Genomic DNA, 22,801 nt, shown 5'->3' with positions numbered 1-22,801 from the left:
CCCCGTTACGGGTCGTCCGAGCGGACGGGCGAAGGTCACCAATTCGTGACCAACTCTCACTGACTGTCACCGACGATCAGCCGGTTGTCAGAATTACCTCCTCCGAGGACTTGCACTCCGATCTCCGGATGGGCAGGATGCTCTCTGCGGGAGGACGCGACGCCGTACGAGGCCCCTCACCAGAGCTTGGCGACAATCTCCAGAGGGTCCCAACGATCCAGCGCTGACCCAAACGGCTACGTGCCCGGAGGTGCTGTGCGTCCGTCCTCCCGACCAACTTCCTTGCGGAGCACCCGCAGGACCCAGGGGCGCAGCGGCAGTTCGAGCGGGTAATGCCCGTCGGCCAGGCCCGCGTTCTTCTCGAACCAGTTGCGCACCCCGTAGGACGGGGTCAGTGCGATCGACCAGCCACACGCGAGCCAGTAGGCGGGCCAGAACAGCGGGCCGAAGAACGCGTACTGGCTCGCGTGCCGTGATTCGTGGGTGAACAGCCGGAGCCGTTCGTCGGCGAGCAGCCACTCGGCGGAGCGGTTCGTGATGATCACCGAGCCGACCGTGAAGCAGGAGCCGGCCGGCATCCGGAACCGGAAGTTCTCCGCGATCAGCACCCCGTGGCGTCCTCGCCGGACCTTCGTGCCGGTGCCGAGGGCCACCAGCAGCCCGACGAGGGTCGTCCCGTTCACCGCGGTCAGCGTCGTCCGCGTCACGTGCCACCCGCGCCCGGCCATCTCAGACCCGCCGGCGCATCTGCAACTCGGTGAGGACCCGCACGGTCGGGTGCGGCAGCCGGACCCCGGTGTCGGTGAAGCCCAGCTTCTCGTACGCCCGGACGGCCCGGTCGTTGCCGCAGACCACCTCGAGCAGCAGCTCGTCCCGCCCGGCCGCCGCGGACCAGTCGGCGACCGCCTCGACGAGCTGGCCGAGCATCTTGCCGCCCCGGGCGGCCGGAGTCAGGTAGACCGCGAAGATGACCGTGCAACCCGGCTCGCCGGGCACCGTGGTCCCGCCGGCGTGCCCGACCAGCGGCCCGCCCGGGTCGACGATGAACTGGGCCGTGTCCGGTCCCTCCGACGACTGCGCGATCCGCTGCCGGTAGTTCTCGTGCGGTCGTGCCGCGGCCTGGGCCAGGGTCTCCAGGAACGCCAGTGGACTGTCGGCCAGCATCTCCAGGCGAAGCGCCCGCATCCGCCCGGCGTCGTCCGGGGTCACCCGCCGTACGTCCCAGTTCTCCATGGGTCCATCCCTACCGCTGGGATGCCTGGTCGGCAACCGGGTTGTCGCTAAGTCGAGTGGCCCGGATGGGTCATGATTCGACGATGAGCGATGAGTTCCCGCGGCCGTACGCGGAGGAGCCCCCGGCCCCCGAGCCGGTCTCCGGTCTCCGGCTCGTGCGTACCCGCCCGTGGGGGGTCGCCGCGGCGGTGCTGATCACCTTCGTGGTCACGGTCGCCTATCCGTTGACCGTGAACGCCTTGATGACGTCGCCTGACTACGACTTCGGGCCGGCCTTCTGGGCCGCAGGGGTGACCATCGACGCCCTTCCCGAGGTCGTGTCGCTGACGATCGTCGCCGCGCTGGCGGGCCGCCGGGTGACCGTAGGCCGGGCACTGGGCTTTCTGGTGGCGTCGATCGGTCTGGTGTTCGCGCAGAGCCTCCTGTTCACGGCTCTTCCGTTCAGCACACTTCTGGAGGCCGGTCTGCCCCTGGAGGTGCTGTCGCCGGTGATCCATGCGCTGACGCTGCTCGCCCACGGTCTGCTGGGCATCGTCCTGTTCCCGCCGGTGTCCGGCCGCAGCAACCTGTGGGGTCTGGTGGTGGCCTCAGTGGCCGTGGCGGTACTGAACGCCGTGGAGTTGTGGACCCCGGTCCCCGTGATCGACGCGCTGCCGCTGGGGTGGCCGGCGGTGGACGCGGTCCTTCTGGTCGGTTGGGCGATTGCGGTGCTCGTCACGTCACCCTCGGCCGCCCCGGCATGGGTCGCCACCCCCTCTGACCTGGGCCGTCAAGATCCTTAGCCGAATCGCGGCCACCGGCGGGTGTTTCGCGGGAAGATGGGGTTTCTTGCACTCGCCATCGGAGAGTGCTAAACAAGTGATTGGCACTCGCGCATGCTGAGTGCCAGCAGGTCGGGACGGTGGGGTTCCGGTCGCGATGCTGCCATCGGCATCGGGGCACGGAGCCGGTCGTCGCGGGCTATCCGGCTCGGCCTGAGGACGTCACCTTCGCCAGGTGGTGGCGTCCGCAGACTTCCTCAACGTGCGGAGAGCGGGGCCGACGAGGCCCGGCGCCGCGGATGTCCGGGAGGACAACGCCGTATGGCCAAGATCATCGCATTCGACGAGGAGGCTCGTCGGGGCCTCGAGCGTGGCATGAACCAGCTCGCCGACGCCGTCAAGGTGACGCTCGGCCCCAAGGGTCGCAACGTCGTGCTCGAGAAGAAGTGGGGCGCCCCCACGATCACCAACGATGGTGTATCCATCGCCAAGGAGATCGAGCTCGAGGACACCTTCGAGAAGATCGGCGCCGAGCTGGTCAAGGAGGTCGCCAAGAAGACCGACGACGTCGCCGGTGACGGCACGACGACCGCGACCGTCCTCGCCCAGGCACTGGTCCGTGAGGGCCTGCGCAACGTGGCCGCCGGCGCCAACCCGATGGCCCTCAAGCGGGGCATCGAGGCCGCCGTGGCCAGCGTCTCCGAGGAGCTGAGCAAGCTCGCGAAGGACGTGGAGACCAAGGAGCAGATCGCCTCCACCGCCTCCATCTCGGCCGCTGACACCACGGTCGGCGAGAAGGTCGCCGAGGCCATGGACAAGGTCGGCAAGGAAGGCGTCATCACCGTCGAGGAGAGCAACACCTTCGGCCTCGAGCTCGAGCTCACCGAGGGTATGCGCTTCGACAAGGGCTTCATCTCGGCGTACTTCATGACCGACGCCGAGCGCATGGAGGCCGTCTTCGACGACCCCTACATCCTGATCGCGAACAGCAAGATCTCCGCGGTCAAGGACCTGCTCCCGATCCTGGAGAAGGTCATGCAGGGCGGCAAGCCCCTCGTGATCATCGCCGAGGACGTCGAGGGCGAGGCCCTGGCCACCCTGGTCGTCAACAAGGTCCGTGGCACCTTCAAGTCGGTCGCCGTCAAGGCCCCCGGCTTCGGTGACCGCCGCAAGGCCATGCTGGAGGACATCGCCATCCTCACCGGTGGCGCCGTCATCAGCGAAGAGGTCGGCCTCAAGCTGGACGCCGCTGACCTGTCCCTGCTGGGCCAGGCCCGCAAGATCGTCATCACCAAGGACGAGACCACCATCGTCGACGGTGCCGGCAACGCCGACCAGATCCAGGGCCGGGTCAACCAGATCCGCGCCGAGATCGAGCGCTCGGACTCCGACTACGACCGTGAGAAGCTGCAGGAGCGCCTGGCCAAGCTGGCCGGCGGCGTTGCGGTGATCAAGGTCGGCGCGGCCACCGAGGTCGAGCTCAAGGAGCGCAAGCACCGCATCGAGGACGCCGTTCGCAACGCGAAGGCGGCCGTCGAGGAGGGCATCGTCCCCGGTGGTGGCGTGGCGCTGGTCCAGGCCGGCAAGTTCGCGTTCGAGAAGCTCGACCTGTCCGGCGACGAGGCCACCGGTGCCAACATCGTCAAGGTCGCGCTCGACGCCCCGCTGCGTCAGATCGCCGTCAACGCCGGCCTCGAGGGCGGCGTCGTGGTCGAGAAGGTGCGCAACCTCGAAGCGGGTTGGGGCCTGAACGCCGCGAACGGCGAGTACGTCGACCTGCTGGCCGCGGGCATCATCGACCCGGCCAAGGTCACCCGCTCGGCGCTGCAGAACGCCGCGTCGATCGCCGCGCTGTTCCTCACCACCGAGGCCGTCGTGGCCGACAAGCCCGAGAAGTCCCCGGCTCCGGCCGGTGCCCCGGGCGGCGGTGACATGGACTTCTGAGTCCAGTCTTAGAACGGGCGGTCCGCTTCGGCGGGCCGCCCGTTCTGCTTTCCGTCCGTCATCGGCTCTGTCTTCCGTCACCGTCGGCGGTGCCGTCCCGGTTCGAGGGCCGTCAGCCACCGCAGCAGGACCCCGGAGAGTACGGCCAGAGCGCCCACTCGGGCCACGGAGGCACTGTCCGGGCCGGTCACCGGCACGTCGGGTGGCGTCGGTTCCGGGGTGGCGGCGGTGACCCGGACGGTGATCGTGCCGGTGGCGGTGCCGCCCCGCCAGTCGGTGACCGTGTAGGTGAACCTGTCGATCCCGGCGAACCCGGCGTCCGGGATGTACCGCACCGTGCCCGTGTTCCCGGCCGTGGCCGCGGCGGCACCGCCGATCCGGGCCGTTCCGTGGGCCGGCTGCCCGACGGCCACCAGGGTCAGGCGGTCACCGTCGGGGTCCGTGTCGTTCCCGGCCGGCCACAGGGTGACCTGCTCGCCGGACGTGACGGCGGTCAGGTCGCCGGTCACCAGCGGAGGCCGGTTCGGCACCCGGCCGGTCGGTGACGGCGATGCCGGCGGCCTGGTCGGAGGCACGGTGACCGGCGGGCCGGACGGCGACGGCGAAGCAGACGGCGACGGCGAAGCGGGTGGGGACGCAGATGGGGACGGCGACACGGAAACCGACGGCGACACGGATGCTGACGGCGACACGGATGCTGACGGGGATGTGGAAGCCGACGGGGACGTGGAAGCCGACGGGGATGCTGACGGGGACGCAGGTGCCGGCGGGGAGACGGACGGCGAGGCCGACGCGGACGGCGCCGGCGGTAGGAGCTGGACGGTCACCGAGGCGGTGGCGACGCGCCCCAGGTCGTCACTGACCACGTAGGTGAAGGAGTCCGAGGTGACGCCGGCCCGGGAGACGTACGTGATCGCCTGGTCGGTGTCGAGCCAGGCGGTGCCGTTGGCGGCCGCCCGGACCTCGGTCAGCGTGAGGGTCTGCCCGGTGTTCGGATCGTGGTCGTTGGCCAGCACGTCGAAGATCACGACCGTGGACCCGGCGACGGAGTAGGCGTCGTTCAGGGCGACCGGCGGAGCGTTGCGGACCAGCACGGTGAGCACGGCCGTCGAGGTGGCGTGGACCGGGTCCTCGATGGTGTACGAGACCGTGTCGAGGCCCTGGAACCCGGTCGCCGGGCGGTAGGTGAGGACCCCGCCGGCCTGCTGGATCGTGCCGAATCCGGGCGAGGTCGCCGCGACCAGGCTGAGCGGGTCGCCGTTCGGGTCGTCGTCGTTGGCGAGCACATCGACGGTGACCTCGGTGTTCGTGTCGGTGGTGGCGGTGTCGGCGCGGGCCTGTGGTGCGGCGTTGACCACTCCTATCGTCACGGTGGCGGTGGTCGTGCCGGTCCCGTCGCTGAGCCGGTAGTCGAACTGGTCCGCGCCGAGGTAGCCGCCTGACGGGGTGTACGTGATCGTCCGGCCCGGACCGGGGACCGCGGTCCCGTGGGCGGGCCCGGCCGTCACCGTGACGGTCAGGGTCTCGCCGTTCGGATCGTCGTCGTCGTTGGCCAGCACGTCGATCACCTTCGGCGCCCCGGCCGGGACGGTGACCGCGTCGGCGCGCGCCACCGGCAGCCCGTTCGCCACGTTCACCGTGATCCGCTCGGTGACGGTCCCGCCGTGCCCGTCGTCGATCGTGTAGTCGAGCTGGTCCGTACCCCAGAAGGTTTGATCAGGGGTGTAGCGGATGATGCCGCCTGCCTGGACCACCGCGGTGCCGTGCGCCGGGAGGGTGGTCCCGGCGATCCAGAGCGAATCGCCCGGATTGTCGTCGTCGGCCAGGCCGGGGCCGAGCACCGTGACGTCGATGTGCTGGCCGGTGCCGGTGTTGACGGTCCAGGGGGCGGCGCGCGGCGGAGCATTGCGCACGGTGACCGTGATGTTGGCGGTTCCGGGGGCGTTGTTGATGTCCCTGATCGTGTAGAGGAAGGTCACGTCGCCCCGGAACCCGAACGGCGGCTGGTAGCGGATCCGTCCGTTGTCGATCAGTGCGGTGCCGACCGCGGGTGTGCCGACCGTGTCCAGGGTGATCGCGTCGCCGTCCGAGTCGGAGTCGTTGCCGAGCACGTCGACCAGCACGTCCGTCTGATGATCGGTGGACGCCAGGTCGTCGGCCGCGGTGGGCGCGGCGTTCGCCACGTCCACCCAGACGTCCGCCACATCCTGATCGCCGTGACTGTCCTCGATCGTGTAGGTGAAGTGCGCCCGGCTCGCGAACCCGAACGCCGGGGTGAAGGTGAACGAGTTCCCGGACCGGATGACCGAGCCCTCGGACAGCGCGGGCGGGGTGAAGCTGATGACGGTGAGTGATTCCGGGACGTTCACGTCGGTGTCGTTGTCCAGCACGTCGATCACCACGGAATGCCCGGACCCGGTGCTGATCTCGTCGTCGGCGGCGACCGGTGCCACGTTGGCGGTGGTCACCGTGATCGTGGCGGTACGGAATCCGCCCGAACCGTCGGCGACCTGGTAGACGAGGGTGTCCGCCCCGGTCCAGCCGACCGCCGGCAGGTAGGTGATCCGCCCGTTCGACCCGGCGACCGCCGTGCCGTGCGCCGGGAGCCCGGCCAGGGTGATCGTCAGGGTCGCGTCGTCCGGGTCGCTGACCAGGGCCGGCACGTCGATGATGACCGGGGTGTTGTGCGTGGTGGAGACGGTGGTGGCGGAGGCGGCCGGCGGTGTGTTGACCCGCAGCGTCGCCGAGGCGGAGTCGTCGCCGGCGCCGGTGTCCCGGCCGTCCCCGGAGACGTCCAGGCCGGCGTCCGCGGACGCGGCGGCGGTCGAGTCCACCTCGGCGGGCACGGTGACGGTCGCCTGATGCCCGGCCAGCAACGGCCCGAGCAGGCAGGTGACGATCTGACCGGCGGGTGTGCACCCGGCCGGAAGGACGCCCACGGTGACCCCGGCCGGCAGGGTGAACGTGGCGCGGGCGGCCGGCTCCAGATCCGGGCCGGCGTTGGTGACGGTCGCGGTGTACGCCACCGGCTGTGGCGTGGCCGGCCGCTGCACCCGGTCCGGGCTGACGGTGAGCCCGGCGGCCAGATCGGCGTCCGGCTGGAGCACGGTGCTGGCCACCGTCCCGCCCGACGAGGTGACGCTGACACTCGTGGTCCGCCCGGTGTAGCTCGCGTTGACCTGGTTGGTGATCGCGTGCGCGGGCGGCACGGTCAGGGCGACCCGGACCCGGAACGTCACCCAGGTCGAGCCGAGATAGGGGATGCTGCCCAGCCGGAACACCGCGGCGCCACCGGCCACCTCGGAAGCGTCACCGTCGGCCGGGTCGGTGGCCGGCACCCCCTCGATTCTCAGTGAGCCCGGCACGTAGTCGGTGTACGCCGGGAACGCGTCCGAGACGACCACCCCGTCGGCCCAGTCGTTGCCCTCGTTGCGGACGTCGATCCGGTACTCGATCTCGTCGCCGGGCAGCAGCGCGCCGCCGTGCACGTCGGTGGCCGTCGAGGTGGTCACGATCTTCGGGGCGTACAGGTCGATGGCGATCGTGAGAACGCCCGGATAGTACGTCTCCCCGCTGGTCTTCATGCTCAGCGTGGCGCTGGTGACCGCGTTGCCGAGCACCCCGTCCGCGGCGATCTGGTCGATGTCGACGCCGAACAGGTTCGAGTACGGCGGATTCCGGCCCCCGACAGGTGTCCCGCCCTCGCTGACGGTGCTGTTGAAGATGTTGTTCGACGGGTTCGCCCCGTCGCTGAGCACCTGGCCGTTGAGCCGCAGCTCGTCGCCGAACTTGCCCAGGTCGCCCTCGTAGGCGACGGCGCCGACCTCGGCGTGCACCTGGCCGCTGTGCGGCGTCTCGAAGCCGGTCACCGGGATCTGCACCGTCTCGGTGCCGGAGATCGACCCGAAACCGTCGTAGACACGCAGGCTGCGGTAGTCCTCGGCGGCGTTGCGGTAGGCGATCACCAGGGTCCAGCCGGCGTACCTGTCGCCACCCCGGCCGGCCTGGATGTTCGCCACCCCGTAGACGCCGTTCCCGGCGCCGGCGACCAGAGCTGTCACGTCGGCGAATCCCTGGAAGGCGCCGGTCGGCGAGATCATGTTCAGACTGGTGGCGGTGATCGGGTTCCAGTTGGCGGCGGACGGCGTACGAAAGAGAACCTTGTCCTTGTCGGCCGGGGCCGGTGCGGGGGCGCCGCCGGAACTCGTGCGGGGATCCGCACCCCAGTAGAGCCCGGCGAAGAGAACGCTGCTGCCGGGCGGCATGGTGATCGTCGCGGTGCTGTCGTTGAAGGTCGCCGGGTCCCCGTCGGTGTCGGTCCAGACCATCGCGTAGCCGTTGTCGTTCAGCTCCTCGGTGGCGGTCGAGCCGGTGCCGTTGCGGGCGGTCGTGCACGGTGAGGTGGCCGGCGGGCAGGTGATGTTGGCGTTCCCGCGCAGCATGATCGCGCCGTTCGCGTTCACCTCGAAGCGGGCGGTGAACGCCGTGGTGATCGCCGCCGTGACCGGTCCGCCCGGCGACGCGGCGACCAGCACGGCCAGGACCAGGAGCAGGATGCCGAGCGACCGTCCCCGCACCACCTCACGCTAGCCGCCGGATCTCCGTCGCCGGGGTGAACGGCCGAAGGGGCGGGCCGCGTGTGCGACCCGCCCCTTGCCTTGTGCCAGGGTCAGGCCTGGCGCCGTCCGGCGCGGTGGCGGCCCGGCTTCTCGGAGGTGAGCAGGATCAGCACTCCGCCGACGACTATCGCGAGGACACCCGCGGAGACGGCCGGGACCAGGTCGGAACCGGTGGTCGGCAGATCCACCGTGGCGGCGGCGGTGATCCGGATGGCGATCGTCGCCTGCGCGGTGCTCCCGTTCACGTCCTGGATCGTGTAGGCCAGGGTCTCCGTGCCGGTGAAACCGGTGGGCGCCACATAGGTCACGGTCAGGTCGGTCAGGGTCGCCGTGCCACGCTCCGGCTTGCTGATCTTGAGGATTGTGAGGTCGCCGCCGTTCGGGTCGGTGTCGTTCGACGTCGGGTTGAAGGTGAGCGCCTCACCCGCCACGACCGTGTACCTGTCCTTCACCGCCACCGGCGCCGCGTCGACACCGGCCACGGTCACCGTCACGGTGCCGGTGGTCCGGTTGCCGTCCGCGTCCACGGCCTCGTAGGTGAACGAGTCGGTGCCCACGAAACCCTTGTCCGGGGTGTAGGTGAACGTGCCGTCCGGGTTCATCACCACGGTTCCGTGCTGCGGCTGCCCGACCGAGATCACCGAGATGGCGATGCCGTTCTCGTCGACCGTCGGCAGCGGGATGGTGACCGGCTTGTCCGGCTCGGTCTCCGCCTCCTTGTTCGGGGCGTGCGGGGCGGGCGAGACGGTCACCGTCACGGTGGCGCCGGCGCTCTGCCCGAGGGCGTCCTTGGTCGAGTAGTCGAAGGTGGCGACTCCGGAGAAACCCTCCGCCGGGGTGTAGACGACCTGGTTCCCGTCGACGGCCGCGGTGCCGTTGCCGGGCGTGCCGACCGACACCAGGGCCAGCGTGCCGTCCGGGTCGACGTCGTTGTCGAGCACCGGGATCGTCAGGATCCGCTGGTACGGGGTGGTCCGCTGGTCCGGGACGGCGACCGGCCGGTGGTCGGTCACGGTCACCGTCACGGTGCCGGTCGCCTTGCCGCCCGCACCGTCGCTCACCACGTAGGTGAACCTGTCGTCGCCGGTGAAGTCCTTGGCCGGGGTGTACCGGATCAGGTCACCGGAGACCGCCGCCGTGCCGTGGCCGGGCTCGCCGACCTCGGTGACCGCCAGCTCCTGGTCGGCGTTCGGGTCGCTGTCGTTGCCGAGCACGTTCACGTCGACGTACCGGCCGCTCTCCACCGCGGCGACGTCGGCCACCGCGACCGGCGCGGCGTTGCCCACGACCACGGTGACCTTTCCGACCGCGGAGTCCCCGGCCGCGTCCTCGACCGTGTACTCGAACGTGTCGGTGCCGTGGAAGGCCGCCTCCGGGCTGTACCTGATGGTCCGGCCGGCGTCGACGGCCACGTGGCCGTGCGCCGGTGCCGTGGCCCGGGAGACGATCAGCCGATCACCGTCCGGGTCGCTGTCGTTGGCCGTGACGTCGATGACGACCGAGCTGCCGGCCGGCGTCGAGACGGTGTCCGGGAGGGCCACCGGCACCGCCGAGACCATCACCGTGACGACTGCCGAGTCGGTGGCCCCGAGCTCGTCGGTGAGCTCGTAACCGAAGGTGTCGATGCCGGCGTAACCGGGTGTCGCCAGGTAGGTGAGGACACCGTCGGTGACCGCGGTGGTGCCGTGCGACGCCGTTCCGGCCCGGGCCACGCTCAGCACCTGGCCGGTGTTGGCGTCGGTGTCGTTGCCGAGCACGGCCAGCCGGGCGGCCACCCCGGACCGCACCGTGAACCGGTCGTCGAGCGCGATCGGCGCCACGTTGGCCACGGTGATCACCACCGACGCGGAGGCGGTGTTCCCGGCCGGGTCGGCGACGGTGTAGGTGAACAGGTCGGTCCCGCAGTACCCGGTGGCCGGGGTGTACGTGACACCGCCGTCCGCAGTGGTGACGAGCGTCCCGTGGGCCGGGGCGGTCGTCGCGGTCATGGTCAGCGCGTCGCCGTTCGGGTCGGCGTCGTTGGCCAGCACGTTGAACGTCACCGGGCTGTCCGTGCCGGTGCCCGCCGCGTCCGGGTGCGCCTGCGGCGGCATGTCGACGGCGACCACCGAGACCGTCGTGTGGTCGGTCCCGCCGTTGCCGTCGTCGATCGAGTAGCGGAACGTGTCGGTGCCGTGGAACCCGTCCCGCGCCTGGTAGCTGATCGCGCCGTTGACCACCGACGCGCGGCCGTTCGCCGGCGCCGAGTCGATGGCGACGGTCAGGGTGTCGCCGTTCGGGTCGGTGTCGTTGGCGAGCACGTCGAGCGAGGTCGGCGCGTTCGAGGACACGGTGAACGAGTCGGGGCGGGCGGCCGGCACCGCGTTGGCGACGGTGATCGTCACGGTGCCGGTGACGCTGTCCCGGCCGTCGCTGACCGTGTAGCTGAAGGTCTCGGTGCCACGGAAACCGCTGTCCGGGGTGTACGTGAGCGTGCCGTCGCCGTTGAGCACCACGCTGCCGTGCGCCGGCGTGGTGGTGCCGGTGATGGTCAGCGCGTCGCCGTTCGGGTCGGACGAGTGGCCGGCCGGGTCGATCACCACGGCGGTGGCGTGCCCGGTGCCCGCGGTCTCGGTCGCCGCCAGGGGCACGGCGTTGCCGACCTCCACCTCCACTGCGCCGGTCGCGGTCTGCCCGCTGTCGTCCCGGATGGTGTAGGTGAACTTCGCCGTACCGGAGAAGCCGTTCGGCGCGCTGTAGACGATCTTGCCGTTGACGATCTGCGCGGTGCCCCGGTTCGGAGTGGTCACCGAGCTGATGGTGAGCGGGTCCCCGTTCGGGTCGGTGTCGTTGTCCAGCACGTCGAGGGTGGTGGTCCCGCGGTAGGCGACACTGCCGGTGTCGTCGGCGGCGACCGGCGGGCCGTTGGCGACCGTCACCGTGACATCGCCGGTGGCGGTGCCGCCGTGACCGTCCGAGATGGTGTAGGTGAAGGTCACCACACCCTTGACCGTGGCCGACGGGGTGTAGACCACCTTGCCGTTGGTCACCCGGGTCGTTCCGGCGCCGGCCCGTGGCTGGGTCACCGAGTCGATCGTACGGGTGTCGCCGTTCGGGTCGTCGTCGTTGGCCAGCACGTCGATCGTCACCGGGGCGCCCTGTGCGGTCGAGGTGTCGTCGGCCACTGCGACCGGGTCGGCGTTCGCCGTACCGACGCTGATCGTGGCCGTGTCCGAGGCGCCGTTGGCGTCGGTCACCCGGTATTCGAAGGTGTCCGTGCCACGCCAGCCGGGGTCCGGTGTGTAGGTGATCGTCTGGTCGGCGTTGACCACCACCGTGCCGTGCGCCGGCGGGGTGCTGATCGTGATGGTGAGGTCGTTCCGGTTGTCGTCGGGGTCGGTGACGTCGTCGCCGACCCGGATGGTCACCGACGAGCCGTTGCCGGTGGTCGTCGAACCGCCTGTCGCCTTGGGCGAGCGGTTCAGGGTCAGGCTCACCCGGTCGGTGTTGTCGGCCGGGGTGGTGTCGTCGCCCACCCCGGTCACGCCGAGCTCGGCCGAGACCGTGTTCGCGGCGCTGTCGTCCACGATGGCCGGGAAGGTCGCCGAGGCGGTGGTGGTCGGCGCGATCGGGCTGAGCGCGCAGGTCACCCGGCGGCTGACGGCCGAGCAGCCGTTCGGCATCGCACCGGGGGTCACCCCGGCCGGCAGGTCGACGGTGGCGACCGGCAGCGGCTCGAGGCTCTCGCCGTCGTTGCGGGCCGAGGCGGTGTAGGAGACGGCGGCCGGAGTCGAGTCCCGGTTCACCACGGACGGCGTGACGGTCAGGTGGGCGACCAGGTCGACGCGTGGCCGCTGCACGGTCACCGAGGAGGTGTCACCGATGCCGTTCAGCACGAGTCCGGTGCTGGCGCCCACGTAGGCCATGGTCGGCACGTTGACGATCGAGGTGCCGGGGGCGGTGGCCTCGTTCACCCGGGCCCGGAAGGTGACCTGGGTGGTGCCGGCGACGGCCAGGTTCGGCAGGTTGAAGGTGAGCGGGGCAGCGGTGTCGGCGACCGGGTTCCCGGCCACCGTCATCGAGCCCGGCACGTAGGTCAGTCCGCTCGGCACCGCGTCGGTGAGAACGGCGTTCTTCGCGCCGTCGCTGCCCTCGTTACGGATCGCGATCCGGTACTCGACGGTGTCGCCGGGGTTCAGGTCGCCGCCGTTCAGGTCGGCGACCGTGGTGGTGGTGTCCAGGTCGGGGGCGAACAGGGCGGTGGTGAAGGTGATCGCGCCCGGGTAGAACGTGTCACCGACGGTGCTCAGCTGGAGCGCCGCCGAGGTGTCGTTGTTGGCCAGCCGCCCGGTGGCGTCGAACTGGTCGGCGTCGATGCCCATCAGGTTCTTCGCGTTCGGGTTGCGGGCGGTGTTCGCGACCCCGCCGGTGCTGACGCTGCTGTTGAAGAAGTTGGTGACCGGGTTCTCGGCGTCGGTCATCGAGACGCCGTTCAGCTTGAGGGCGTCACCGACCTTCCCGAAGTCGCCCTCGTAGACCACCGTGCCGATGGCCGTGTGGAACGCGCCGGTCTGCGGTGTCTGGATGCCGGTCACGGTGATGTCCACCGAGGCCGAAGTGCTGCTGACCACGCCGTAGCCGTCGTAGATGCGCAGGCTGTGCATCGGTTCGTCGGCGTGGTAGTACGCGATGACCAGGGACCAGCCGGCGTACCTGTCGTTGCCGGTGCCGGCCTCGATGTCGGCGACCCGGTAGGTGCCGTTGCCCGCCCCGGAGACCAGCGCGGTCACGTCCGCGAACTGCTGGTACGTGGTCAGCCCGGTCGGCTCGTAGTTGGTGGTCGCGGTGATACTCGCGAGAGCGCTGCCGGGCACCCCGAAGCGCACGATGCGCTTGCGGGCGGCGTTGCGGGCCACCGCCCCACCGGTGCCGGCGCTGGTGTCCGCGCTCCAGTACAGCCCGGCGAAGAGCACCCGGCTGCCGGTCGGCATGCTGACCGTCGCCTCGCTGTCGTTGAACGTGTCGGTGCTGCCGTCGACGTCGGTGTAGCCCATCACGTAGCCGTTGTTGTTCAACGTCTCGGTGCCGTTGTTGTCGTTGATCCCGTTCCGGGCGTGCGCACACGTCGCCGCGGACGCCGGGCACTGCATGTTGGTGTTGCCGGTGATCAGGATCGAGCCGTTCGTGTTGACGCTGTAGCGAGTGGTGAACGGGTTGGTGATCGCAGCCTGTGCGTCCTTCGACGAGACGGCGATACCGAACGTGACCACGAGTGCCATGGTGGTGATCGCCGTGATCACCTGCCGTGCGCGTGCGCGCAGAACGGCTCGGGGCATGTCTTCTCGCATCCTGGGTGGGGGGATCCGCGGGGGCGGGAAGCGGTGGGGGGCCGCGAACTGCAAACGCTAGAAACGGATGAGTGCAGAACGGGGGCAGATCGTTGCCCGTTGGGTTGCAGAGGCCGTGGCCCGCAGAATTCCCTCGCCGGGGTGAACGGCCGAAGCGCTAACGTGGGACGGGTGCGTGATCCCTCCGTCTCCCGCTACTCAGCCGGCCGTCTCTCGCCGATCCGTCGCACGGCCGATCTGCGGCGGCTGCGTGACGAACAGTTCGACGTCCTGGTGATCGGTGGCGGGGTCACCGGTGCCGGGGCCGCCGTCGACGCCGCGTCCCGGGGGCTCAAGGTCGCCCTGGTCGAGGCCCGCGACTTCGCCGCCGGCACCTCCAGCCGCTCCAGCAAGCTGATCCACGGCGGTCTGCGCTATCTGGAGCAGCTGGAGCTGCACCTGGTGCACGAGGCGCTGACCGAGCGCGGCCTGCTGGCCACCCGGCTCGCCCCGCACCTGGTGCGCCCGGTGCCGATCCTGGTTCCGCTGCCCAGCACCAACATTCCGAAACGGGCCTGGCAGCGTGGCTACTACGGGCTCGGCGTGGCGGCGTACGACGCGTTCGCCGGGGTCTTCGGCGCCGGCCGGGGCATGCCGCTGCACCGGCACCTGACCCGGGACGGCGCCCGTCACCTGTTCCCGAGCCTGCGCGCCGACAAGATCGCCGGCGCGATCCGCTACTTCGACGGCCAGGTCGACGACGCCCGTCTCGTGGTCAACCTGGCCCGGACCGCGGCCAGCCTGGGCGCGGCCGTCGCCACCAGCGCCCGCGTGGTCGGTTTCGTCCGCGAGGCCCGGCAGGTGGTCGGCGTCCGCGTGCGCGACCTGGAGGCCCCCGATCAAGAGCCTTTCGAGGTACGGGCACGCACCGTCGTCGCCGCGACCGGGGTGTGGAGCGACGACATGTCGCAGATGCTCAACGACGTCGGGGTGCGTCCCGGCTTCCGGGTCCGCGCCTCCAAGGGCGTGCACCTGGTGGTGCCCCGCTCGGCGATCACCGGCGAGGCCGGGCTGATCCTGCGGACCGCGACGAGTGTGCTCTTCGTCATCCCGTGGGGCGGCCACTGGATCATCGGCACCACCGACACCGACTGGCAGCTCGACCGGGCCCACCCGGCCGCGTCCGCCCGTGACATCCGCTACCTGCTGGACCAGGTCAACACGGTGCTGGACCGGCCGCTCACCACCGACGACATCGAGGGCGTCTACGCCGGTCTGCGGCCGCTGCTCTCCGGTGAGGCCGACTCCACCTCCAAGCTGTCCCGTGAGCACGCGGTGGTCGAGCCGATGCTCGGGCTGATGCTGGTGGCCGGCGGGAAGTACACGACGTACCGGGTGATGGCGGCCGACGTCATCGACCGTGCGGTGCGCCGCCTCGGTGGCCCGGCCGGGCCGTCCCGCACCGACGAGCTGCCGCTGCTCGGCGCGGACGGCTACGCCGCCGCGTGGCGCGACCGGCAGGACATCGCCCGGCGGCACGGCGTCACGGCCGGCGTCGTCGAGCATCTCCTGGAGCGGTACGGGACGCTGACCGTCCACCTGCTGGCGATGATGGCCGCCCAGCCCGAGCTGGCCGTCCCGCTCGCCGGGGCCCCGGAGTATCTGGCGGCCGAGGTGGCGTACGCGGCGCTCGCCGAAGGCGCCCTGCACCTCGACGACGTGCTCACCAGACGGACCCGGATCTCGATCGAGACCGCCCACCGGGGCGCCGAGTCGGCCGAGCACGCCGCCCAGATCATGGGCGAGGCCCTCGGCTGGGACGCGACCGTCCGGCAGAAGGAGGTCGAGCACTACCTGGCCCGGGTCACCGCCGAGCGGCAGTCGCAGACCATGCCTGACGACGCGACCGCCGACGCCGCCCGGATCGGGGTGCCGGACGTGCGCGGCCTGGCCGCCGACCGGAGGATGCCGCTGCTCGAGATCGAGCTTTGATCCTCGTCGACGAGCCCCGCTGGCCGGGGCGCGGCCACCTGTGGTCGCACCTGGTCAGCGACGTCTCGTACGCCGAGTTGCACGCCTTCGCGGAGATGCTGGGCGTGCCGCGGCGCGGGTTCGACCGGGACCACTACGACATCCCGGAGGCCCGGTTCCGCAGCGCGCTGTGGCTCGGCGCCACCCTGCTGCCGTCCCGCGACCTGACCGCCCGCCTCCGTGCATCCGGCCTGCGCCGCCCGAAACACCTGGTCAGGCAAGCTCCGCCAGTTCGGCCTTGAGGTTGGCGCGGGCGCGTTCCTCCCACTGCTCGTGGATCGGCGCGAGGCGGTAGATCGACGGCAGGTTCAGCAGCTCGGTGAGCACCCGGGAGCGGCCGCCGCGGAAGGCGTCGTCGGGGACGTGGGCGTACTCCCGGCGGATCGCCTCGGCGTAGCGGGCGTAACGCTCCGGTTCGGCGGCGAGGATCGCCAGGTCGGCGTCGCAGAGCAGCTCGCCGTCCGGGTCGTCGTCCTCGGTCGCGTGCCCGGCGGTCAGACTCACCAGGCGGGCCACCTCGGCCGACACCTCGTCCGGGGCGCCCAGGCTCTGCAGCAGGCCGGCCGCGAACTCGGCGCTGTCCCGTTCGTTCGCGTCACCCAGGGCACGCGGGTCGTAGACGGCGTCGTGCAGCCAGGCGGCCAGCCGTACCCGATCGGGATTGGGGGTGAGGTGAGCGAAGCGATCGATCACCTCGAGCACCGACGCGAGGTGGGTCACGTCGTGGTAGTGGCGTTGCGGCTCGGTCCAGCGGCCCAGCAGGTACTGCCCGGCGGCGTCCAGGTCCGCGTCGGCCGCGGTGGCGCCGGCGCCGCGGGCGGCCGAACGGAAGGCTTCGGGAGATGTCACCCCCGCATCCTGGCACGTACCTTGAGGTCATGATCCGGGTGACCGCCGCGCTGCACCGGGGCCGGGCCGGGCTGATGCTCGCCGTCCAGGCCGGGCTGGCCGCCGGTCTCGCCTGGTTCGTGGCGCACGATCTGTTCGGCCGTCCGGTGCCGTTCTTCGCGCCGATCGCCGCCGTGATCGCGCTCGGCTCCTCGGTGGGGCAGCGGCTGCGGCGCACCTCCGAGCTGGTCATCGGGGTCGCCGCCGGGATCGGCCTGGGTGACGGGATCATCCTGCTGATCGGCGCCGGCCCGATCCAGATCGGCGTGATCGTGCTGCTCGCGGTGCTGCTGGCCACCGCGGTCGGCGGCGGCGCTCCGCTGATCGTGCAGTCCGCCTCCTCGGCCGTGCTGGTCGCCACCCTGACCTCGACCACCGGCCAGCCCTGGACACGTTTCCTGGATGCGCTGGTGGGCGGCGGGATCGCGCTCGTCGTGATGACCGTGCTGCTGCCGCTCAACCCGCTCACCGTGGTCCGCCGGTCGGCCGATCCGGCGCTGCGGGCGTTCACCGGCGGGCTGTACGACGCGGCGGCCGGACTGGCCGACGCCGACGCCGAGGTGGTGCGGACCGCGGTGGAACGGCTGCGGGCCGCCGAGGGCACGTTCGCGGCGTTCAGTGCGGCCATCGACGCGGCCCGGGAGAACGTGGCCTTCGCGCCGGCCCGGTGGCGGGCCCGGGGCGCCCTCGCCCAATACGTGGACGGCGCCGCCCAGCTCACCTATGCGCTGCGCAACGTGCGGGTGCTGCTGCGCCGGGCGCAGACCGCGATCGACGACCGGGAGCCGATCCCGGAGGTGCTGCCGGTCTCGGTGCGCCACCTCGGCGACGCGGTCGAGCTGCTGCGCCAGGAATGGGACCGCGGTGACGAGCCGGTGGCCGCCCGGGAGCAGGCGCTGCGGGCGGTCGCCGAGTCGGGGCGCGCCTACCAGGCCGGGGTCGGCTACTCCGGCGGCGTGGTGGTGGCACAGACCCGGACCGCGGTGGCCGACCTGCTGCGCGCGACCGGGATCGAGTACGCCGAGGCGACCCGTCAGGTGCGCGCCGCGATCGGCTGGCCGGAGCGGCCGCACGGGACACGCCGCAAGCCGGGCCGGTCCGGATCGATGCCTTCGTGATCGGTTTCCGGCTCCTCGGGCCGGTCGCGCAAGGATCCGGTGACTACGCTGGCGGTCATGGCCGATGTCTCGCCGAGCGGTACGCCCGATCCCGCCGACCGCCCGCAGTCCGTCCCTCCGGCCGTCTCGTCACCCCCGGCGGCTGCTGAGCCCCCGGCCGTTGCTGAGCCCTCGGCCGTTGCTGAGCCTCCGGCTGCTCCTGAGCCGCCGGCCCCGCTCGCTTTCGAGCCGCCGGTTTTCGGCCAGCCGCCGGTCGTCCGGCCGTCCTCACCGGGCAGCCCGCCGTATTTCACGGTTCCGCAGGCCGCCCCGGCTCAGCCGCAGTTCGCGCCTCCGCAGGCTGTCCCGGCCCAGCCACAGTTCGCGCCGATGCAGGTCCCCCCGGGTAGCCCGGTGCCCCTTCCGCCGTACCCAGGGATGACCGATGCGGCGAAAGCCGCCGTCCCCGGCCGCCGCACCGGCTGGCGGCGCTGGCTGCCGATGACCATCGCCATCGCCGGGATCGCGATCGTGGCCATCGGCATGCTCACCTACCTCGGCTACAACATCGGGATCACCGGCCTCGCGATCGGCCTGACCGCCGCCATCCTCCCGGTGCCGCTGCTGGCCAGCACCTTCGTCTGGCTGGACCGGTATGAGCCGGAGCCGACGAAATACCTGGTCTTCTGCTTCGCCTGGGGCGCGGCGATCGCGACCGCGGTGGCCCTGCTGGTGAACACGGGTTCGGCCTGGCTGTTCGACAAGATCGGTCTGCCCGACGCGCTGGTGGCGGTGCTGGTGGCCCCCTTCATCGAGGAGTCGATGAAGGTGCTCGGCCCGCTGCTGATCTTCTGGCGGCGGCGTTCCGAGTGGTCCGGCATGACCGACGGCATCGTCTACTGCGGCCTGTCCGCGCTCGGCTTCGCCATGGTGGAGAACGTGCTCTACCTGGGCGGACACGGCTACGCGGCGGGCGAGGCGGAGTATGGTCCGGCCACCGGCCTGCAGAACGTCTTCCTGATCTTCATCGTGCGGATCCTCTTCACCGGCTTCGCGCACCCGCTCTTCACCTCGATGGCCGGAATCGGCCTGGGCATCGCGGCGCGCTCCGGCAACCGGACCATCAGGTGGCTCGCCCCGGTCGCCGGCCTGCTGCTGGCGATGATGCTGCACGGCATCTTCAACCTGCTGCCGACGCTGTCCGCCGCGACCGGCGAAACCATGATCATGCTGTACGGCTACCTCGGCTTCATGGTGCCGTTCTTCTTCGCGGTGGTCGGCCTGGCCATCGCCCTGCGCAGCTGGGAGGGCCGCCTGTCGGAGCGGGTGCTGTTCCGGTACGCGGAGACCGGCTGGTTCGCCCCGGCCGAGGTGGCGGCACTGGGCACGCTCGGTCGCCGGCACGCAGCGCGGGAGTGGGCCCGCCGGGTGGCCGGGCCGGTCGGGCACCGGGCGATGCGCGAGTTCCAGTTCGCCGCGACCCGCCTCGCCCTGATCCGGGACGGCCTGGACCGTGGCCTGCCCCGGACACCCATCGATCTCCAGCGGGCCGTCGACGAGGAGCGGGAGCTGCTGGGCGCGATCATCAACTACCGGTCGGCGTTCGCCGGCCGTGATCCGCAGACGCCGCCGGCCTGGTGGGACGGGCAGAACTACCGGATCACCTTCCCGGACGGCGTGGTGCGGACCGTCGCGGCCCCGCCGGAGCCGGTGATGCCGGTGCCGATCGTCCTGCCGCCGCCTCCGCCGCCGGTCTACGGCGGTCCCTACGGCGGCCCGGCCGGTCCCTACGGCGGCCCGGCCGGTCCCTACGGCGGCCCGCCGCCGTTCGCCCCGCCGCCGCGGCCCTGGTAGGGCGGCGTCACAGGTAGAGGCCGGTGCCGTCCGACTCGACCCGGGTGGCCGCGACCGCGTGCACATCCCGCTCGCGCAGCAACACATACCCCTTGCCGTGCAGCTCGACCTCGGAACGGTCGTCCGGATCGAAGAGGACCCGGTCACCGACCACGATCGACCGGACGTTGGGGCCCACCCCGACCGCGGTGGCCCAGGACAGCCGCCGGCCCATCGAGGCGGTGGCCGGGATCACGATGCCGGCGGTCGATCGGCGCTCTCCCTCGCCGCCATCCTGGCGGACGAGAACGCGGTCGTGCAGCATTCGGATCGGCAATCCGGTCTCGGTACGGGTGTCGGCACTCACGTTGCAGACGGTACGCCGCCGCCGGTCCGGCCCGTCGCCGGGTAAGGCGATGCGGGCATCGGCGTACTAGCGTGGCTACTGCGCATTCGAGGTCGAGGGGGTTATGCGGTTGAACCGCTTCCAGCGGGTCCGGGACAACCTGGCCAGGGCCTACGACGCGGGCCGGCAGTCGGTGCGGCAGGCGCGGGCCGATCGTCCGGCCGAGCCCGAGCGGTATGACGAGTTCCTCCCGCTCCAGCCGGACGCCGAGATCGTGCACGCCTCGACGACCAGCCTCGACGACGCCGACGTGCCCCAGCCGCTGCGGATCGCCGCCGCCTGGAGCTGGCGGATGATCGTGGTCGGCGTGATCGGCTGGGCGCTGCTGCGCCTGATCGGCATGGTCAGCATCGTGGTCGTCCCGCTGGCCATCGCACTGCTGCTGTCGGCGCTGTTCGGCCCGGCGGTGGGCTGGCTGCTGCGGCTGCGCCTGCCCCGGTCGCTGGCCACCTTCCTGGTGCTGGTCACCGGGGTCGGCCTGCTGGTGGGCACGTTGACCCTGGTGGTGAACGAGTTCATCGCCGGCGTGCCGAAACTGACCGAGAACGCGGCGGAGGGGGTCAACCAGATCCAGACGTGGGCCAAGACCGGTCCGCTGCACCTCTCCAACGACCAGGTGGCGCAGGGCATCTCGGCGGCGCAGGAGTGGGTGAATTCGAACACGGCGGCGCTCACCTCGACCGGCATCGCCACCGTCGCGACCATCGCCGAGCTGGTCACCGGCATGCTGCTGGTGATCTTCGCGACCTTCTTCTTCCTGCGGGACGGCCGGCAGATCTGGCGGTTCATCGTCCGGCTGTTCCCGGTGAACGCGCGCTGGTCGCTGGCCGACGCGGGCGACGCCGGCTGGCGCACCCTCGGCGCCTACGTGCGGGCCACCGTGCTGGTCGCGTTCATCGACGCGGTCGGCATCGGGCTGGCGCTCGTGGTGCTCGAGGTGGAGTTCGCGTTCCCGCTGGCCGCGCTGGTGTTCCTGGGCGCGTTCGTGCCGATCGTCGGGGCCAGCGTGTCGGGGGCGGTGGCCGTGCTGGTGGCGCTGGTCGACGAGGGCTGGGTGATCGCGCTGATCACGCTCGGCGCGGTGATCCTGGTCCAGCAGATCGAGGGGCACGTGCTCCAGCCGCTGATCATGGGCCGGGCGGTTTCGGTGCACCCGCTCGCGGTGATCATCGGGATCGCGTGTGGTGTGGTGCTGGCCGGGATCATCGGCGCGCTGGTGGCCGTACCGCTGATAGCGGTCTTGAACACCGCGGTCCGGCGGCTGTCCCGGCGACGTCCGGAGGTCCCACCCCATGCCGAGGTGGTGACGACAGGCGGAGCATGAAAATGGGGGCCCCGAGGGGCCCCCATTTTTCAACAGAGCGTGGGTCAGACGGTGGCCACGTTCAGCGCGATCTCGTTGACACCGCGGGCGGCGTCGACGGCCAGCTCGCCGTTGCCGTGCCGGCTGAGCGCCCGCACGGTCCAGGAGCCGGGCGCCGCGAAGAAGCGGAACACACCCTCGGGCGACGAGACCACCTCGGCGGTGAACTCGCCGGCGCCGTCCAGCAGGCGCACGTACGCGCCGCCGACGACCTCGTCGTCGGCGTTCCGGACGACGCCGGTGATGACCGTCTCCTTGGCCAGGTCCACGCTGCTGGGGAGGGGCGCGGACTGGTCCGGGGCGGCACAGCCGGCCGGCAGGTTGGCGGTCACGTCGGTTGCGGGAGAAGTCATGATCAGGCCTTTCCGGGCTCGTCGCCGAGGGCGATCGGCACACCGATGAGGGAGCCGTACTCGGTCCACGAACCGTCGTAGTTCTTCACGTTCTCGTGGCCGAGGATCTCCTTGAGTACGAACCAGGTGTGCGAGGAGCGCTCGCCGATCCGGCAGTACGCGATGGTGTCCTTGCTGCCGTCGAGGCCGGCCTCGCCGTAGATCTTGGCGAGCTCCTCGTCGGACTTGAAGGTGCCGTCCTCGTTGGCGGCCTTGCTCCACGGCACGCTGAGAGCGGTCGGGATGTGGCCGGCCCGCTGCGACTGCTCCTGCGGCAGGTGCGCCGGGGCGAGCAGGCGGCCCGCGAACTCGTCGGGGCTGCGCACGTCGACCAGGTTCTTCACGCCGATGGCCTGCACGACCTCGTCACGGAACGCGCGGATCTCCAGGTTCGGAGCCTTGGCGGTGTAGGAGGTCTTCGCCCGCACCGGCACGTCCTTGGAATAGACGCGGGCGTCCAGCTCCCACTTCTTGCGGCCGCCGTCGATCAGGCGGACCTGCTCGTGGCCGTACAGCTTGAAGTACCAGTACGCGTACGCCGCGAACCAGTTGTTGTTGCCGCCGTACAGGATCACGGTGTCGTCGTTGGAGATGCCGCGCTCGGACAGCAGCGCCTCGAACTGCTCCTGGTTGACGAAGTCCCGGCGGATCGGGTCCTGCAGGTCCTTCTTCCAGTCCAGCTTGATGGCGCCGGGGATGTGGCCGCCGTCGTAGGCGGTGGTGTCCTCGTCGACCTCGACGAAGACGAGGCCCGGGGTCTCCAGGTTCTGCTCGGCCCACTCGGCCGAGACGAGTGCGGTGTCGCGACTCATCGGTTCACTCCCTGTGGAAGGTGGGTGGAGGGAGAGTCAGCGCACGGAGAGAGCTGGTAGTCGCACTCCGCGCGGACCCATCGGATAGGTGGGATCACGGGAAACTGTGCGACGGC

General features: G+C 71.1%; 15 protein-coding genes. 7 read left to right on the top strand and 8 right to left on the bottom strand.

The features are described from left to right. Nucleotides 1-236 precede the first annotated feature (236 nt). Nucleotides 237-707: a hypothetical protein gene (locus AB0E94_RS28245; protein ID WP_360331834.1), complete on the bottom strand. Its 471-nt coding sequence runs from the start codon at nucleotides 705-707 to the stop codon at nucleotides 237-239. Nucleotides 708-729: 22 nt separating this feature from the next. After that, on the bottom strand, nucleotides 730-1,233 hold the full coding sequence (locus AB0E94_RS28240; protein ID WP_360331831.1) for a GNAT family N-acetyltransferase: 504 nt from the start codon (nucleotides 1,231-1,233) through the stop codon (nucleotides 730-732). An 83-nt stretch (nucleotides 1,234-1,316) separates the two neighbouring features. Between AB0E94_RS28240 and AB0E94_RS28235 the strand changes: the two genes are divergently transcribed. Beyond that, complete coding sequence (locus AB0E94_RS28235) at nucleotides 1,317-2,015, top strand: hypothetical protein (protein WP_360331828.1); 699 nt, start codon at nucleotides 1,317-1,319, stop codon at nucleotides 2,013-2,015. A gap of 300 nt (nucleotides 2,016-2,315) precedes the next feature. Beyond that, complete coding sequence (gene groL / locus AB0E94_RS28230; RefSeq protein ID WP_360331825.1) at nucleotides 2,316-3,938, top strand: chaperonin GroEL; 1,623 nt, start codon at nucleotides 2,316-2,318, stop codon at nucleotides 3,936-3,938. A 77-nt stretch (nucleotides 3,939-4,015) separates the two neighbouring features. Here groL and AB0E94_RS28225 read toward each other — a convergent pair whose 3' ends face one another. Both AB0E94_RS28225 and AB0E94_RS28220 read right to left on the bottom strand, forming a co-directional pair. Beyond that, complete coding sequence (locus AB0E94_RS28225) at nucleotides 4,016-8,515, bottom strand: Ig-like domain-containing protein (RefSeq protein WP_360331822.1); 4,500 nt, start codon at nucleotides 8,513-8,515, stop codon at nucleotides 4,016-4,018. A 92-nt stretch (nucleotides 8,516-8,607) separates the two neighbouring features. Then, entirely contained in the window at nucleotides 8,608-13,872 is a 5,265-nt protein-coding gene (locus AB0E94_RS28220; protein ID WP_360331819.1) for an Ig-like domain-containing protein, read from the bottom strand. 183 nt (nucleotides 13,873-14,055) lie between these two features. Here AB0E94_RS28220 and AB0E94_RS28215 point away from each other — a divergent pair, with 183 nt between their 5' ends. Continuing rightward, nucleotides 14,056-15,855 (top strand): glycerol-3-phosphate dehydrogenase/oxidase, encoded by a 1,800-nt coding sequence (locus AB0E94_RS28215; protein WP_360331816.1) that lies wholly within the window; start codon nucleotides 14,056-14,058, stop codon nucleotides 15,853-15,855. Beyond that, nucleotides 15,852-16,136, top strand: coding sequence for a DUF4031 domain-containing protein (locus tag AB0E94_RS28210; protein ID WP_360331814.1), 285 nt, complete (start codon nucleotides 15,852-15,854; stop codon nucleotides 16,134-16,136). Before AB0E94_RS28215 ends, AB0E94_RS28210 begins: the two co-directional genes overlap by 4 nt. On the opposite strand, the gene AB0E94_RS28205 is transcribed toward AB0E94_RS28210, so the two are convergent. Next, the gene (locus AB0E94_RS28205; RefSeq protein WP_360331811.1) at nucleotides 16,108-16,743 is read right to left on the bottom strand and encodes a metal-dependent phosphohydrolase; all 636 of its coding nucleotides are present in this window, start codon (nucleotides 16,741-16,743) and stop codon (nucleotides 16,108-16,110) included. The genes AB0E94_RS28210 and AB0E94_RS28205 overlap by 29 nt on opposite strands. A 29-nt stretch (nucleotides 16,744-16,772) precedes the next feature. Here AB0E94_RS28205 and AB0E94_RS28200 point away from each other — a divergent pair, with 29 nt between their 5' ends. Both AB0E94_RS28200 and AB0E94_RS28195 read left to right on the top strand, forming a co-directional pair. Further along, nucleotides 16,773-17,900 carry an FUSC family protein gene (locus AB0E94_RS28200; protein ID WP_360331809.1) on the top strand — a complete coding sequence of 376 codons (1,128 nt, stop codon included), beginning with the start codon at nucleotides 16,773-16,775 and terminating at the stop codon, nucleotides 17,898-17,900. 369 nt (nucleotides 17,901-18,269) lie between these two features. Continuing rightward, entirely contained in the window at nucleotides 18,270-19,733 is a 1,464-nt protein-coding gene (locus tag AB0E94_RS28195) for a PrsW family intramembrane metalloprotease (protein ID WP_360331806.1), read from the top strand. 7 nt (nucleotides 19,734-19,740) lie between these two features. Here the strand turns inward: AB0E94_RS28195 and AB0E94_RS28190 are convergent, their stop codons facing one another. Then, a complete protein-coding gene (locus tag AB0E94_RS28190) occupies nucleotides 19,741-20,037 on the bottom strand; it encodes a co-chaperone GroES (RefSeq protein WP_360331959.1) in 297 nt (98 codons plus the stop codon). 145 nt (nucleotides 20,038-20,182) lie between these two features. Between AB0E94_RS28190 and AB0E94_RS28185 the strand changes: the two genes are divergently transcribed. Next, nucleotides 20,183-21,442: an AI-2E family transporter gene (locus tag AB0E94_RS28185; RefSeq protein WP_360331803.1), complete on the top strand. Its 1,260-nt coding sequence runs from the start codon at nucleotides 20,183-20,185 to the stop codon at nucleotides 21,440-21,442. Nucleotides 21,443-21,486: 44 nt separating this feature from the next. Here the strand turns inward: AB0E94_RS28185 and AB0E94_RS28180 are convergent, their stop codons facing one another. Both AB0E94_RS28180 and AB0E94_RS28175 read right to left on the bottom strand, forming a co-directional pair. Further along, nucleotides 21,487-21,834: a DUF1416 domain-containing protein gene (locus AB0E94_RS28180; RefSeq protein ID WP_360331800.1), complete on the bottom strand. Its 348-nt coding sequence runs from the start codon at nucleotides 21,832-21,834 to the stop codon at nucleotides 21,487-21,489. Nucleotides 21,835-21,836: 2 nt separating this feature from the next. Further along, nucleotides 21,837-22,685 carry a sulfurtransferase gene (locus tag AB0E94_RS28175; protein WP_360331797.1) on the bottom strand — a complete coding sequence of 283 codons (849 nt, stop codon included), beginning with the start codon at nucleotides 22,683-22,685 and terminating at the stop codon, nucleotides 21,837-21,839. Nucleotides 22,686-22,801 lie beyond the last annotated feature (116 nt).

The sequence above is a fragment of the Actinoplanes sp. NPDC026670 genome (assembly GCF_040638175.1).
In the GTDB taxonomy this organism is placed as follows: Bacteria; Actinomycetota; Actinomycetes; order Mycobacteriales; family Micromonosporaceae; genus Actinoplanes.
Note: the sequence above shows the minus strand (reverse complement) of the source record. Positions and strands in the feature narration are given on the sequence as shown.